This window comes from Mesorhizobium sp. M00.F.Ca.ET.216.01.1.1 (genome assembly GCF_004010325.2).
Classification (GTDB): domain Bacteria; phylum Pseudomonadota; class Alphaproteobacteria; order Rhizobiales; family Rhizobiaceae; genus Mesorhizobium.
Genome location: NZ_SADR02000056.1, coordinates 1 through 13957 on the forward strand (window position 1 = coordinate 1; position 13957 = coordinate 13957).

Here is a 13957-nt window from a genome sequence, read left to right on the forward strand (position 1 = left end):
CGCCATCAACCGCTTCATCCGCGAATACAATGCAGAGAACCCGCAACCATTCATCTGGAAAGCCAACCCCGATGACATCATCGCCGCCCGAAACCGCGGGTTCCAAACGTTGGAATCAATCCACTAGGAGTTCGACCGCCTCTCTGGTTATCCATACACCAACCTGGCGTTATGCAGTATCCCGACGCCACTTGCACGTAAGGCCCACCTCCGCGCTTTACGTCGCCCCCCTCTGTCCTGCCGGACATCTCACCCACAAGGAGGGAGATTGGATGTCGCACCCGCTTTCGCCAATCTCCAGCGCCGCAAAGACAACGAGCGTTCCAATCACGAAGCGGTGAACGTTGTAACGAAGCTCCCCGCGGCGGCGAAGTGGGGATATGGCCGGCGGCTGGCGCTCGTTGCAACGGAGGACCCGATGACTGGATCGAAAGCAAAAGGCGGCCGGCTTGGGGCGATCGCAGGCGCGGCCCTCCTTGCCCTCGCAACAACGAATGCCGCCGTCGGCCAGCCGCTCACCGTGGTCGAGCTGTTCACCAGCCAAGGCTGCTCATCCTGCCCGCCGGCCAATGCCAATCTGATCAAGATCAAGGACCGGCCCGGCGTGCTGGCGCTGTCGTTCAACGTCACCTACTGGGATTACCTCGGCTGGAAAGACACGTTTGGCAGGCAAGAATTCACCCAACGCCAGGTCACCTACGAGCCGTCGCTCGGCCGCTCCGGTCCGTTCACGCCGCAGGTTGTGGTCAATGGCGATGCCGATGCGGTTGGCGCCCGGCCGGGCGAAATCGAACGGCTGATTGCGGGCAGCGGCCACACGAAAGGCCCGTCGTTGTCGCTCAGCAACGGAAAGATCAGCATTGGCGCCGGCTCGGTGCCGGGCGGCGAGGCGGATATCTGGCTGGTGCGCTACCGGCAGGGCGTCATCGAGGTGCCAGTGGCGCGTGGCGAAAACACCGGCCACACGCTGCCGCATGCCAATGTCGTGCGCTCGCTGACGAAACTCGGCAGCTGGACCGGCGATGCCACCACGCTGCCGCTGCCGGCCGCCGCCGGCGGCCTCAGCACCGCGGTGCTGGTGCAATCGCCGGGCGGCGGGCCGATCCTCGCCGCAGCGACCGACTAAATTTCCCCGGAGCATGATCCCAAAAAGTGGAATCCGGTTTTTGGAAAAGATCATGCTCAAAACAGAATTGCGCAACGCCGCATGAGCGGCGCCGCAGCAGCCGGCCGCATCAGCGCGCCACCTCCAAGAGGAAACCATCATGACCAACTTGACCCGCCTGACGTTGCCGGCGCTCGCCTTCGCGCTTTGCTCGACGGCGCTTTTTGCCGGCGGCATCGCGCGCGCCGAAGACGCGATGAAGCCGGCCGATGCCATGGGCACCGAAGCCATGAAGCCGGCGAACGCCGTGGCAACGGATGCGATGAGCACGAACGCAATGAAGCCTGTCGCTCCGACGGACGCCATGAAACCGACCGGCGCCATGGCAACGGATGCGATGAAGCCAGCCGACGCTATGGGGGCGACCGATGCCATGGCCCCGGCCAAATAGGCTCGGATCCGCTCCCGGCCGTCCCTGGCCATGGCCGTTCCCTGTCCAGGTCGGGGACGGTCCCTTTCGGCCCCGATGCGCCGCATCTCTAGCCTGGACCGTCGGCGCCTGGGCCCAATACGCACGGCCCAACGCACAGCAATGTGACACGCCGGCGCAGCTATCTGTCGTATAGTCGAAACACCATCATGGGAGATCAGACATGACCGGTATTCAACAACCCGCCGCGAGGCGATCTGCGAATTTTGCCAGGGCGGCGCTTGCGGCACTCATCCTGGCGGCGGCAGGAGCCGCCTTCTGGCAGACGCCGGCGATCTCGGCCGAGGACGCGGTGGTGATCCCACCGCCGGCAATGGACGAAAAACCCGGCAGCGGTACCGAAAAGGCTGTTTTCGCCGGCGGCTGCTTCTGGGGCGTGCAGGGCGTGTTCCAGCACGTCAAGGGCGTCACCAGCGCCGTCTCCGGCTATGCCGGCGGCGGCAAGGATACGGCCGTCTACGAGATGGTCGGTACCAGCCGGACCGGCCACGCCGAATCGGTCGAAATCACCTACGAGCCGTCCAAGATCACCTATGGCCAGCTGCTGCAGGTGTATTTCTCGGTCGCACACAACCCGACGCAGTTGAACTATCAGGGGCCGGACAGCGGCACCCAGTATCGCTCGACGATCTTTGCCGAAAACGACGAGCAGAAGAAGATCGCCGAGAGCTACATCGCCCAGCTCGACAAGGCCAAGGTGTTTGCAAAACCGATCGTGACGACGCTGGAGACCGGCAAGAGCTTCTATCCGGCCGAGGACTATCACCAGGACTTCCTGGCCCAGAACCCGACCTATCCCTACATCGTCTACAACGACCTGCCCAAGATCGAGGACCTGAAGAGACTGTTCCCCAATCTCTATAGCGACAGGCCGGTGCTGGTGATGGCCGCCAACAAGAGCTGATCTTCTTCGCTAAAGCGCGTCGCATCTGAAGAGAACCATGCGACGCGCTTAAGTCTTTGTTTCATGCAAGTCGTTGTCCCAGAACCGCTTCGCACTTTTGGGCGACATGCATTAGCGATCCACGCCTATTGCACACCCAGGAACTGCCTGAGTTCCGGCGTCCGGGGATTGGCGAAGACCTCCTCGGGAGCGCCGATCTCGTGCACGCGACCCTGATGCATGAAGACGACGCGCGAGCAGACGTCGCGGGCGAAGCGCATCTCATGGGTGACCATCACCAGCGTCATGCCTTCCGCGGCCAGTTCCTTGACGACGGCCAGCACTTCGGCGACGAGTTCGGGATCGAGCGCCGAGGTGATCTCGTCGCAGAGCAGCGCGATCGGCTGCATGGCGAGCGCGCGTGCGATCGCCACGCGCTGCTGCTGGCCGCCGGACAGTTCGTCCGGCAGCGCGTCGAACTTATGGGCGAGGCCAACGCGGTCGAGCATCTTTCGCGCGACCGCTTCGGCGTCCGTCTTCGGCGTCTTCTTCACCACCATCTGCGACAGCATGACATTGCCGCCAGCCGTCAGATGCGGGAACAGGTTGAATTGCTGAAAAATCATGCCGACCTTCAGGCGCAACGCCTTGAGATGCGCCTCGTCGGACAGGAACTGGGCGCCGGCGACGACGATCGAGCCTTCATCGATGGTCTCCAGCCCGTTGATGCAGCGCAGCAGCGTCGACTTGCCGGAACCGCTCTTGCCGATGATGGCGACGACCTCGCCCGACGCGACGTCGATGGAAATCCCCTTCAGCACCTCATTGTCGCCGAAGCGCTTCTTCACCTCAGTGATTGCGATGAGCGACATTGAGCTTCCTTTCCAGCAGCTGGCTCGATTTCGACAGCGGCCAGCACAAGGCAAAATATATCAGCGCGACCAGGCCATAGACCGTGAACGGCTGGAACGTGGCGTTGGTGACGATCGAGCCGGCCTTCGACAATTCGACGAAGCCGATGATGGAGGTGAGCGCGGTACCTTTCACCACCTGCACCGAAAAGCCGACTGTCGGCGGCACCGCCACTTTCAGCGCCTGCGGCAGGATGACGTAACGCATCTGCTGGAGATACCCCATGCCGAGGCTGGCGGACGCCTCCCATTGGCCCTTGGCGATGCTCTCGACGCAGCCGCGCCAGATTTCGGCGAGGAAAGCCGCGGTCCACAATATGAGTGCGACACAAGCGGCAAGCCAGGCGGGGACGTCGATGCCGAACAGGCCAAGGCCGAAGAAGGCGAGAAAAAGCTGCATCAAGAGCGGCGTGCCCTGGAACAGCTGGATATAGCCGCGTGACAGAAGCCGTATCCCCCGCCGGCTGCCGATGCGCAGGAAAAGCAGGGCGGCGCCGACGATGCCGCCACCGGTGAAGGAGACCAGCGACAGCAGAACGGTCCAGCGCGCGGCCAGCAGCAGGTTACGCAGGATGTCCCAGAAGGTGAACTGGGTCATGGCGCATGTCTCATCGCGACGCCTTCCTCGGGAACAGCATCCAGCCCAGGCCGGCCAGCAGCTGGCGCAGGAGGATCGCGAGGGCCAGGTAGATCAAGGTGGAGACGATGTAGGTTTCGAAGGCTCTGAAGGTGCGCGACTGGATGAAGTTGGCGGCGAAGGTCAGGTCCTCGGCGGCGATCTGCGAAACGACGGCCGAGCCCAGCATGACGATGACGACCTGCGACGACAGCGCCGGCCAGATGCGCTGCAGCGCCGGGACCAGGACCACGTACCAGAAGGTCTGGAAGGGGCTCATGGCGAGGCTGGCGCCGGCTTCGAACTGGCCGCGTGGCGTGGCCTGGATGCCGGCACGGATGATCTCGCAGCTATAGGCGCCGAGGTTGACGACCATGGCGAGGTTGGCGGCGGTCAGTTCCGACATCTTGATGCCAAGCGACGGCAGGCCGAAGAAGACGAAGAACAGCTGGATGAGGAAGGGTGTGTTGCGGATCAGCTCGACATAGGTCGCGACAACGGGTTTCAGCCATTTCGGCCCGAGTGCGCGTGCCCAGGCACAGGCGGTGCCGAGCGCCACGCCCAACACCGCACCGATCAGGATGAGCTGCACGGTGATGCGGATGCCCTTGAGCAGCACCGGCAGATACTCGATCAGCCAGCCGAAATCGAAATGGTACCTCATGATCAGCTGTCGGGCGCGAGACGGACCGGGATCACAGATCCGCCGGCAAGTCGACCTTAAGCCATTTCTCGGAGATCGCGTTGAGGGTCCCGTCGGACCTGGCGGCGGCGATGATGCCGTTGATCTTGGCCATCAGTGACGGCTGTTCCTTGTTCATGCCGATATAGCAAGGCGAGTTCTTGATCAGGAATTTGAGTTCGGGCCGCTTGGGCGGGTTCTTTTCGATGATGGCGGCGGCGACGACATTGCCGGTTGCGATCACCTCGACCTGGCCGGAAAGGAAAGCGGAAATGGTGCCGTTGTTGTCCTCGTAGCGCTTGATGTCGGCGCTCGCGGGCGCGACCTTGGTCAGTTCGAGATCTTCAATCGCGCCGCGGGTGACGCCGACCGTCTTGCCGGCGAGGTCTTCCGCCTTGGCGACCGCGACATCTGCCGGAGCGAACACGCCGTTGTAAAAGGGGGCGTAGGCGGCGGAAAAGTCGATGACCTTCTCGCGATCGGGATTCTTGCCGAGGCTGGAAATGACCAGGTCGACCTTGTTGGTCTGCAGGTAGGGAATGCGGTTGGCGCTGGTGACCGGGACGATCTCGACCTTGGCGCCGAGCTTTTCGCCGATCAAATTGGCCATGTCGATATCGTAGCCTTGCGGCGTCATGTCGGCGCCGACACTGCCGAAGGGCGGGAAATCCTGTGGAACGGCGATGCGGACGGTGCCGCGCGCGCCGATGTCGCTCAAGGCGTCAGCCCGCGCCTGCGGAGAGGGAGCCATGGCCATTCCAACTACGGCGGCGAAGGTCAGCATGCACAGATTGCGACGGTTCATCTTTTTCCCTTTTGACTGAACGAAACCGAATGGTCGTCAGGGCAAAGCAACAGCCATGCCAAACCGTCGAAGTCGGAGCTTTTCCAATAGATCGGAAGGCTCCCATCACGATCCAATGCCGCCCAACTGGCAGGCGGCCTAAATATTGTGCAGAAAATTGGGTTGACTGATTTGCGCGCAGGCGGATCGAAACGGCCGGTTGCCGCCTGCCTCAGCTTCGACCGGTGCGCGACGGTGTGCCTTTGCGCCAGGGCAGGCTCCAGCGCGCTTTCTCCGGTGAAGCCTCGGCTTCGGGCGATTGCGGGGCGGGCCCGCTCTCCCGGTATTGCGCCGAGCCTTGCGGCGGATAGGCAGCGTGTTGTTGAAGGCAAATTTGTCGAGTTGGCTGAACTCGGGGAACGGCAGATTTTCCGCCTCGCGCCAGGCGCTGACCCGCTTCCCGGCGGCGATGCGCTTTTCCTCATCGACCGGCAGATCGGCGGCGCTGTGCTCCAGCTGCGTGGGGAAGGCGAACTGCGCGCCGGCGTCGTCCCGCTCTATCTGTTTGTTTTAGCCGCATTTGTGCGACGCCAAGTGGTGGCTGCAAAATGCTCAAGGCTCACGGCAGGACGGGGCGTCAGTCGTAGGTCAGGTCCGTCGCCTTGCCGCCGAAGACACGGTAGGCATAGAACGAATAGAAGATGATGATCGGCAGCACGAACACCGTGCCGACGAGGATGAAGGCGAGGCTTTCGGGCGCCGAGGCCGCCTGCCAGATGGTCAGCCTGTCGGGCACGACGAAGGGGTAGAACGACCATGCGAGCCCGGCGAAGCCCAGCGCGAAGATGGCGGCCAGTGTCAGGAACGGCGTCAGCGCGTGGCGGTCGTCGGGCTTTGGCAGGTGGAAGGTCTGCCGCCACAGCCACAGGAACAGCACCGCCGACAGGATCGGCAGCGGCGACAGATAGAGCATGGCCGGCCAGACGAACCATTTGTCGAAGATGCGCGGGCTGGCAAGCGGCGTTGCCAGCGACACCGCGGCCATGCCGAGCGCGGCCAGCACCAGCGCCCTGCGCAGCCACAGCACCGCCTTTCTCTGCAATTCGCCTTCCGTCTTGTAGATCACCCACGCCGCGCCCATCGCTGCGTAGGCTGCTGCGAGGCAGAGCGCCACCAGCGCGCCGAAGGCGATACCGCCCAGCCCGACATCGAGGCCGAGCACATAGAGGCCGAGCATATAACCCTGCGCCAGCGAGGCGATGAGCGAGCCGAGGAAGAAGATGCGGTTCCAGCGATGCTTGCTGCCGGCCGGCACCTTGGCGCGAAAATCGAAGGCGACGCCGCGCAGGATAAGGCCGACCAGAAGCACGAAGACCGGGATGTAGAGCGCGCTGAGGATGGTGCCATGCGCCATTGGGAAGGCGACCAGCAGCAGGCCGACGGCCAGCACCAGCCAGGTCTCGTTGGCGTCCCAGAACGGGCCTATTGCCGCGATCATCGTGTCCTGCTCGGCGTCCTCGGCCGCCGCGAACAGGATGCCGATGCCGAGGTCGAAACCGTCGAGGACGACATAGATCAGGATGGCCAGGCCCATCAGGCCGGCGAAGATGAGAGGCAGCAGCGTTGGCCAGTCGAAGGTCATGGTTACGTCCTCACTCGCCTGCAGCAGGCTGCGACAGCGCCGCGTTCATGACGCCCGGCAACGGCGAGGCGTCGCCGTCCTTTGCCGCCTTCAGCGCCAGGTGCACCAGCACGCCGAGATAGGCGATCAAAAGCAGTACGTAGAGAATGAGATAGATAGCAAGCGTCAAGGCGACATGGCTGCCGGCGACCGGGCCGACGGCGTCGGCGGTCTTCAGCACTCCGGTGACCAGCCAAGGCTGGCGGCCGATTTCGGTGGTGTACCAGCCGGCAAGCGTCGCCAGCCAGCCGGACAACGCCATCGGCACCATCAGCATGGCCAGCGGCCTTGGCAGGCTGTGGCGGCGCTTGAGGAAGAAGGCGGCCGACCACGAGACCACGAGCATCAAGACGCCGGTGCCGACCATGATGCGAAAGCCCCAGAACACCGGAAAGACCGGCGGATGGTTGCCGGCATAGTCGTTCAGCCCGGGCACCACGCCGCTGGCGCTGTGCCTGAGGACGAGGCTGGCGCCGTCGGGGATGGTGATCTCGAATTTGTTCTCCTTCGCCGCCTCGTCGGGAAGCGCCAACAGGACCAGCGGCACGTTAGGGCCGGTGTTCCAGTTGGCCTCCATGGCGGCGATCTTCTGCGGCTGGTATTCGAGCGTGTTGAGGCCGTGCTGGTCGCCGGCGAAGATCTGGATCGGGATCAGGATGGCGGCGGTGAAGACCCCGGTGCGCAGCGCCTTCCACATCGATTCCGAGCGGTCGCCATAGAGATAGCGCAGCGCCGACAGGCCGGCGATCAGGAAGGAGACCGTCAGGCCCGAGGCCAGCAGCATATGAACGAGCCGGTAGGGCATCGACGGATTGAACAGGATGGCCCACCAATTGGTGGCGTGGGCAACGCCGTCGCGCATCTCGAATCCGGCCGGCGTCTGCATCCACGAATTGAGCGCGATGATCCAGAAGGCGGATACGGTGGTGCCGCCGGCCACTAGCACGGTCGCCAGCGTGTGGATGCGGTTGGAGACGCGGCGGAAGCCGAACAGCATGATGCCGAGGAACGCCGCCTCGAGGAAGAAGGCGGTGAGGATCTCGTAGGCAAGCAGCGGGCCGGCGATGTTGCCGACGGTCTTCATGTAGCCCGGCCAGTTGGTGCCGAACTGAAAGCTCATGGTGACGCCTGAAACCACGCCCATGGCGAAGGACAGCGCGAACACCTTCACCCAGGTGAAATAGGCGCGCATCCAGGCGGTGTCGCCGGTGGCGTTGTAGCGGAGCTTGAAGAACAGCAGCACCCAGCCAAGTGCGATGGTGATAGCCGGAAACAGGATGTGGAACGAGATGTTCGCGCCGAACTGGATGCGCGACAGAATGAGCGGGTCCATGGCGGGCTCCGGCTGCTGCTTATGATTGCAGAATAGGCGCGAAGCGTGGCCCGGTCAAAGCGGCGCTGCGTCACGCGGGGCGCCTTGTCGCAGGACGCGACGAGATGGTGCATCGGCGCCAACTGATTTTGCCGTAATGGCCGATTTTGCCGCAATGATTGGCCAGAACTGTCAGCAGCGGCATTGACTTCCGCTCGCGCGCACCGACATTCAGCGGGATTAAAAATCAACAACCCTCTTTTCAAGCAGCTGTTTTCAACCATGCAGCCGATCATTTCCATTTCCGGGGTCACCAAGACCTACGCCACCGGCTTCAAGGCGTTGAAGGAAATCAACCTCGACATCAGGCGCGGCGAGATCTTTGCGCTGCTCGGGCCGAACGGCGCCGGCAAGACAACACTGATCTCGATCGTCTGCGGCATCGTCAACCGTTCGTCTGGCACGGTCACGGTGGACGGCCATGACATCAACCGCGACTATCGCGCCGCGCGCAGCCTGATCGGGCTGGTGCCGCAAGAGCTTACCATCGACGCATTCGAAACGGTCTGGGCAACGGTAAACTACAGCCGCGGCCTGTTCGGCAGGCCGGCGAACCCGGCCTTTGTCGAGAAGGTGCTGCGCGACCTGTCGCTGTGGGACAAGAAGGATGCCAAGGCGATCACGCTGTCGGGCGGCATGAAGCGGCGGCTGATGATCGCCAAGGCACTGTCGCACGAGCCGCGCATCCTGTTCCTCGACGAGCCGACCGCCGGCGTCGATGTCGAGCTGCGCCAGGACATGTGGTCGATGGTGCGCCGGCTGCGCGAGGACGGCGTCACCATTATCCTGACAACGCATTATATCGAGGAGGCCGAGGCGATGGCCGACCGCGTCGGCGTCATCAATCGCGGCGAGATCATCCTGGTCGACGACAAGGCCGAACTGATGCGCAAGCTTGGCCGCAAACAGCTTGTGCTGGAACTGCGCAGCCCGCTCGCCGCCGTTCCGGAGATTTTTTCGAACTATGCGCTCGAGCTTTCGCCGGATGGCGAAAAGCTGACCTACACCTACGACAACCAGAGCGAACGGCCGGGCGTCGCCTCGCTGATCCGAGATCTCGAGGCCGCCGGCATCCAGTTTCGCGATCTCGACACGCAAAACAGCTCGCTCGAGGAGATCTTCGTCAATCTGGTAAGGCAAGAAGCCAATCCGGCGAGGCAAGAAGCATGAACCTGCGCGCGATCTGGGCAATCTACCGGGTGGAAATGGCGCGGGCCTTGCGCACCATGCTGCAGAGCATCGTCTCGCCGGTGATCTCGACATCGCTCTATTTCGTCGTCTTCGGCTCGGCCATCGGCTCGCGCATCAGCCAGATCGACGGCATCAGCTACGGCGCCTTCATCGTGCCGGGGCTGATCATGCTGTCGCTGCTGACGCAGTCGATCTCCAACGCGTCCTTTGCCATCTATTTCCCGAAATTCGTCGGTTCGATCTACGAATTGCTGTCGGCGCCGGTGTCCTATGTCGAGATCATCACCGCCTATGTCGGAGGTGCGGCAACCAAGTCGATCATGCTCGGGCTGATTATCCTAGCGACGGCGTCGCTGTTCGTGCCGCTCTCGATAGAGCATCCGTTCTGGATGCTGGCCTTCCTGGTGCTGACGGCGGTGACCTTCAGCCTGTTCGGCTTCATCATCGGCATCTGGGCGAAGAGTTTCGAACAGCTGCAGCTGGTGCCGCTGCTGATCATCACCCCGCTGACCTTCCTCGGCGGCAGCTTCTATTCGATCAACATGCTGCCCGGCATCTGGCGCACGGTGACGCTGTTCAACCCGGTCGTCTATCTGATCAGCGGGTTCCGCTGGAGCTTTTACGGCAAGTCCGATGTCTCCATCGGAGTCAGCCTCGGCATGACTGTTGTCTTCCTGCTGGTCTGCGTGGCCATCGTCGCCTGGATCTTCAGGACCGGCTACCGGCTGCGGAACTGACGGGCGAACGAGACGCCGTCAAACGGCCTTGACCAGGCGCAGCAATCCCAGCATCTCGACCAACGTTCCCTTGCGGAAGGCGACATAGGTCGGTTCCTCGACGCCGTGGAAGCGACGCTTGAAGGCAGCCTGTCCCTGCAGGTTGAACTTCGAGCGGTTGATCCATGGCGAATCATAGGCGCGCTGGAAGGCGTTTCGCCAGAAGCTCGATTCGGCAAAGCCGCTCGGCCCGATTTCGACCAGCGGCGACAGGCCGAGAGTGACGACCGAGATGCCTTGCTCGCGAAAGCGGTCAACCGCGAATTTGGTCAGGCCGATCTCGGCATGCGCCGTCGCGTCGACATGCTTGCGCTTGAACGAGGTGGTGTAGCCAATGACCTTGCCGCGGCTGAACAAGGGATCGAAGTCGAGCAAGGCAACGAGCTCGCCATCCGGCCCGTGCAGGACGAAACGGCGCATATCGACGCCAAGATGGTCGGCAAAGGGGCGGTTGAGAAAAGCCATCTCCCAGCGCTTGACGATGCGGTCCGCCCGCCAGTTCTGCGAGAGCCGCTGGATCTCGTCGAGAAAGACGCTGCGGTTGTCCTCGGCGAACGTGAAGCCTTTCTTCAGTAGCCAGCGCTCGGAGTACCGCACGGTCTCGTTGCGCTTTCCGGAAAAATCGTGATCCGGCAAGACAAGCCTCGTGTCGATACCGAAACGATTGATCCGATAGCCGAGCCCGGCTAGCACGCGCGCGGTCTGTTCGCTAATCTGCACGAACCAGGGATCACCGGCGGCTTCGACGAAACGCCTGATATAATCGGGCCGATCGGGCTGGCGAACCACCGGGTCGCCAAGCGCGAAATGGTGCTTCATCTTGGTGCCGAAGGCGATGTAGCCGTCTGCGTCGCCGAAATAGGACAGTTTCTGCTGGACGGCGGTCGAGTAGGCGAGCGAGAAGTCACCATGCCGGCGCACTAGGGCCAGGCGCTCGACATGCGTCAGTTCCCGCCGCGGAACCTTGGGCGCAGCGTCCTCGAGCAGGCGATCGAAATGAGTGCGCAAGGAGGGCATGGACGAGCTTCCGCGGGCCTCGAATCAATCGCATTGGTGCTGGTTGATTATCGATCATATCGCGCATGTGCCATATGGAGCGCAACCCGGCGCAATCGCCGAGATGCCTCGCCGGCGCGGAAGGTCATCGCGAAGACGAAGGAAAAGCATCAAAAAGAAGGGTTTCGGGCGTGCCGATATCCCTCCTTCGGATTGCTAATTCCTGCTGACCGGCGGACCGGAACAGCTCTAGACGGCGATCTTGCCGCCGCCCTGCCTGGTGATGGCGACGACCGCCGGCCGGACCGGCATGTCAGGCTTGAAGTCGGGCCAGCGGGTCGACAGGTCCTCGTAGTAGGAAGGGCGGCCAAACGGCTCCCAGTCTTCGCCGCCGTCGCCCGGATGCTGGACAGCGACGAAGGCGGTCTGGTCGTCCGGCGCAAACAGCGGCCCACACATTTCGGCGCCGATCGGCACGCGGAAGAACAGCTTCGAGGTCGCTCGCGCCGGCCCTTCGGTGTCGACGGCCCACAGGCCGTCGGTGCGACCGGTGGCCTTCGGGCCTTGGCCGTCGGTGGCGACCCAGAGCCGGCCGGCCGAGTCGACCGCGCAATTGTCCGGCATGCCGAACCAGCCATTGGCGGTGGTTGCGGTCGAGAAGGTGGCGCCGACCTCGGCCACCGAGGGGTCGCCGCATTTCAGCAGCACTTCCCACTTGCCCTTGGTGGCAGCGAAATCGCCACCATCCTCGACGATCTCGATGATGTGGCCGAAGGCGTTCACCGCACGCGGGTTGGCGGCGTCGACCTGGTCGGCCTTGCGCTTCGAATTGTTGGTCAGCATGACATACACCTTGCCATGGGCGGCGTTGGGCTGGATGTCTTCGGGGCGGTCCATCTTGGTGGCGCCGAGCTGGTCGGCGGCGCGGCGTGTCTCGATCAGCACATCGGCTTGGCTGGCAAAACCGTTTTCAGCGGTCAGCGGGCCCTGGCCGAAAACGATCGGCAGCCATTCGAGCGAACCATCCTCGGCGAATTTGGCGACATGCAACGTGCCGTCGTCGAGCAGGTCCTTGTTGGCGGCAGGGTCGTTCGGGTCGAATGTGCCAGTGGTTACGAATTTATAGACATAGTCGAAGCGCTCGTCGTCGCCGAGATAGAAGACCACCCGGCCATCCTTGGCGACGATCGATTCGGCACCCTCGTGCTTGAAGCGGCCCATCGCGGTGCGCTTCTTCGGCGTCGAGGTCGGGTCGTTGACGTCGACCTCGACGATCCAGCCAAAACGGTTCGGCTCGTTCGGCTCCTTGCCGAGGTCGAAGCGATCGTAGTGCGCTGCCCATTCATAGGCGCCTTCGGGAATGCCCAGGCGCTTGTAGTTGGCTGCTTCCTTATGGCCTTGCGGCAGTTCGCCCGAGAAGTAGCCGTGGATATTTTCCTCGGCCATGACATAGGTGCCCCACGGGGTGACGCCGCCGGCGCAGTTATTGACGGTACCGATGACTTTCGTGCCGGTCGGATCGGCGCTGGTCTTGACACGATCGTGGCCGGCGACTGGGCCGGAGAGCGCGATCTCGGTGTTGGAGGTGATGCGGCGGTTGAGCTTGCCGTCGCGCACCACCTGCCATTTGCCGCCGTCCTTGCGGATCTCGATGATGGTGCCGCCATGTGCGGCCATCTCGACATCGACCTGCTCCTTGGTCAGCGGCGCCTGCTTGACCTTGCCGTCGGCGATGGTGACGAGGCCCGGAAACATCAGATGCGGGTTGGTGTATTCGTGGTTGACCACCAGCAGGCCGTGTTCGGCCGAGCCGTCGATCGGGATATAGCCGACATAGTCGTTGTTGTAGCCGAACTGCCTTGCCTGGGCTTCAGCCGACTGCTTCGCCGGATCGAATTCCGGCGAATCGGCAAAAAGCGGATCGCCCCAGCGCAGCAGCACGTCGGCGTCGTAACCCGGTGCGACATGGTGCTTGTCGTCGATACCGGCCTCAAGCTCGTCGAAGGCGAAGGCGGAGCCTTCGGCGGCGCGGGCGTTGTCGGCTGTGATCAGCGCAATCGGGCTGACGGTGGCGACGATGGCCGAGACGGCGAGCGAACCCTTGAGGAAGCCACGGCGCGAGAACCGCGCGGCGATGATCTCGCCCATGGTGCGGTTGTCGGTGGGATTGGCGGCCGGACCGTCATTTTCCTCAAGCAGGCTGGTGCGGAACCGGGTGTCAGCAGAGCGATGTTCGGTCAAGCGATGTTCAGTCATGGGGCTTGCCTCTGGCTTCTTGGGATGGCTGGAGCATGTTGCCTGACCGACCCGGGTAAAGCTGGCGGATTACAGTTTGATGACGCCTGGAGTGGGCCCCTCGGGCCGGACAGGGTCAGGCCGCTGATTTGACCGTTTGCCGGGTGTGTGGATCCTCGAATTGCATTGGACTGAGATAGCCGAGTGCTGAGTGAAGCCGTCGGCGGTTGTAGAC

General features: G+C 63.0%; 13 protein-coding genes and 1 pseudogene. 6 read left to right on the plus strand and 8 right to left on the minus strand.

Annotation, left to right across the window (positions count from 1 at the left end; genetic code table 11):
- From EN859_RS34555 to msrA, 4 genes and pseudogenes are all read left to right on the plus strand, one after another.
- Positions 1-127 (plus strand): annotated as a pseudogene (locus tag EN859_RS34555) (IS630 family transposase); the annotation flags it as partial.
- A 291-nt stretch (positions 128-418) separates the two neighbouring features.
- Positions 419-1126: a DUF1223 domain-containing protein gene (locus EN859_RS34560; RefSeq protein ID WP_127857116.1), complete on the plus strand. Its 708-nt coding sequence runs from the start codon at positions 419-421 to the stop codon at positions 1124-1126.
- Between the two features lie 139 nt (positions 1127-1265).
- Positions 1266-1556 carry a hypothetical protein gene (locus EN859_RS34565; protein WP_127857106.1) on the plus strand — a complete coding sequence of 97 codons (291 nt, stop codon included), beginning with the start codon at positions 1266-1268 and terminating at the stop codon, positions 1554-1556.
- A gap of 202 nt (positions 1557-1758) precedes the next feature.
- Positions 1759-2499: a peptide-methionine (S)-S-oxide reductase MsrA gene (gene msrA, locus EN859_RS34570; RefSeq protein ID WP_127857107.1), complete on the plus strand. Its 741-nt coding sequence runs from the start codon at positions 1759-1761 to the stop codon at positions 2497-2499.
- 125 nt (positions 2500-2624) lie between these two features.
- Here msrA and EN859_RS34575 read toward each other — a convergent pair whose 3' ends face one another.
- The 6 genes from EN859_RS34575 to EN859_RS34600 all read right to left on the minus strand — a co-directional run bounded on the left by EN859_RS34575 (position 2625) and on the right by EN859_RS34600 (position 8485).
- Positions 2625-3350, minus strand: a complete 726-nt coding sequence (locus EN859_RS34575; protein WP_127857108.1) for an amino acid ABC transporter ATP-binding protein — start codon at positions 3348-3350, stop codon at positions 2625-2627.
- Positions 3328-3987: an amino acid ABC transporter permease gene (locus EN859_RS34580; protein ID WP_127857109.1), complete on the minus strand. Its 660-nt coding sequence runs from the start codon at positions 3985-3987 to the stop codon at positions 3328-3330. Before EN859_RS34580 ends, EN859_RS34575 begins: the two co-directional genes overlap by 23 nt.
- Before the next feature lie 10 nt (positions 3988-3997).
- Positions 3998-4669 carry an amino acid ABC transporter permease gene (locus EN859_RS34585; RefSeq protein WP_127857110.1) on the minus strand — a complete coding sequence of 224 codons (672 nt, stop codon included), beginning with the start codon at positions 4667-4669 and terminating at the stop codon, positions 3998-4000.
- Between the two features lie 31 nt (positions 4670-4700).
- Entirely contained in the window at positions 4701-5471 is a 771-nt protein-coding gene (locus EN859_RS34590; protein ID WP_127857117.1) for a transporter substrate-binding domain-containing protein, read from the minus strand.
- 637 nt (positions 5472-6108) lie between these two features.
- Positions 6109-7113 (minus strand): cytochrome d ubiquinol oxidase subunit II, encoded by a 1005-nt coding sequence (locus EN859_RS34595; RefSeq protein ID WP_127857111.1) that lies wholly within the window; start codon positions 7111-7113, stop codon positions 6109-6111.
- Between the two features lie 10 nt (positions 7114-7123).
- Positions 7124-8485, minus strand: coding sequence for a cytochrome ubiquinol oxidase subunit I (locus EN859_RS34600; protein WP_127857112.1), 1362 nt, complete (start codon positions 8483-8485; stop codon positions 7124-7126).
- 261 nt (positions 8486-8746) lie between these two features.
- Here EN859_RS34600 and EN859_RS34605 point away from each other — a divergent pair, with 261 nt between their 5' ends.
- The gene (locus EN859_RS34605) at positions 8747-9694 is read left to right on the plus strand and encodes an ABC transporter ATP-binding protein (protein WP_127857113.1); all 948 of its coding nucleotides are present in this window, start codon (positions 8747-8749) and stop codon (positions 9692-9694) included.
- Entirely contained in the window at positions 9691-10452 is a 762-nt protein-coding gene (locus EN859_RS34610; protein WP_127857114.1) for an ABC transporter permease, read from the plus strand. The genes EN859_RS34605 and EN859_RS34610 overlap by 4 nt, the downstream gene beginning before the upstream one ends.
- Before the next feature lie 18 nt (positions 10453-10470).
- On the opposite strand, the gene EN859_RS34615 is transcribed toward EN859_RS34610, so the two are convergent.
- Positions 10471-11508 (minus strand): phosphatidylglycerol lysyltransferase domain-containing protein, encoded by a 1038-nt coding sequence (locus EN859_RS34615; RefSeq protein WP_127857115.1) that lies wholly within the window; start codon positions 11506-11508, stop codon positions 10471-10473.
- A gap of 228 nt (positions 11509-11736) precedes the next feature.
- Entirely contained in the window at positions 11737-13728 is a 1992-nt protein-coding gene (locus tag EN859_RS34620; RefSeq protein ID WP_127857118.1) for a PhoX family phosphatase, read from the minus strand.
- Between the last annotated feature and the right edge of the window lie 229 nt (positions 13729-13957).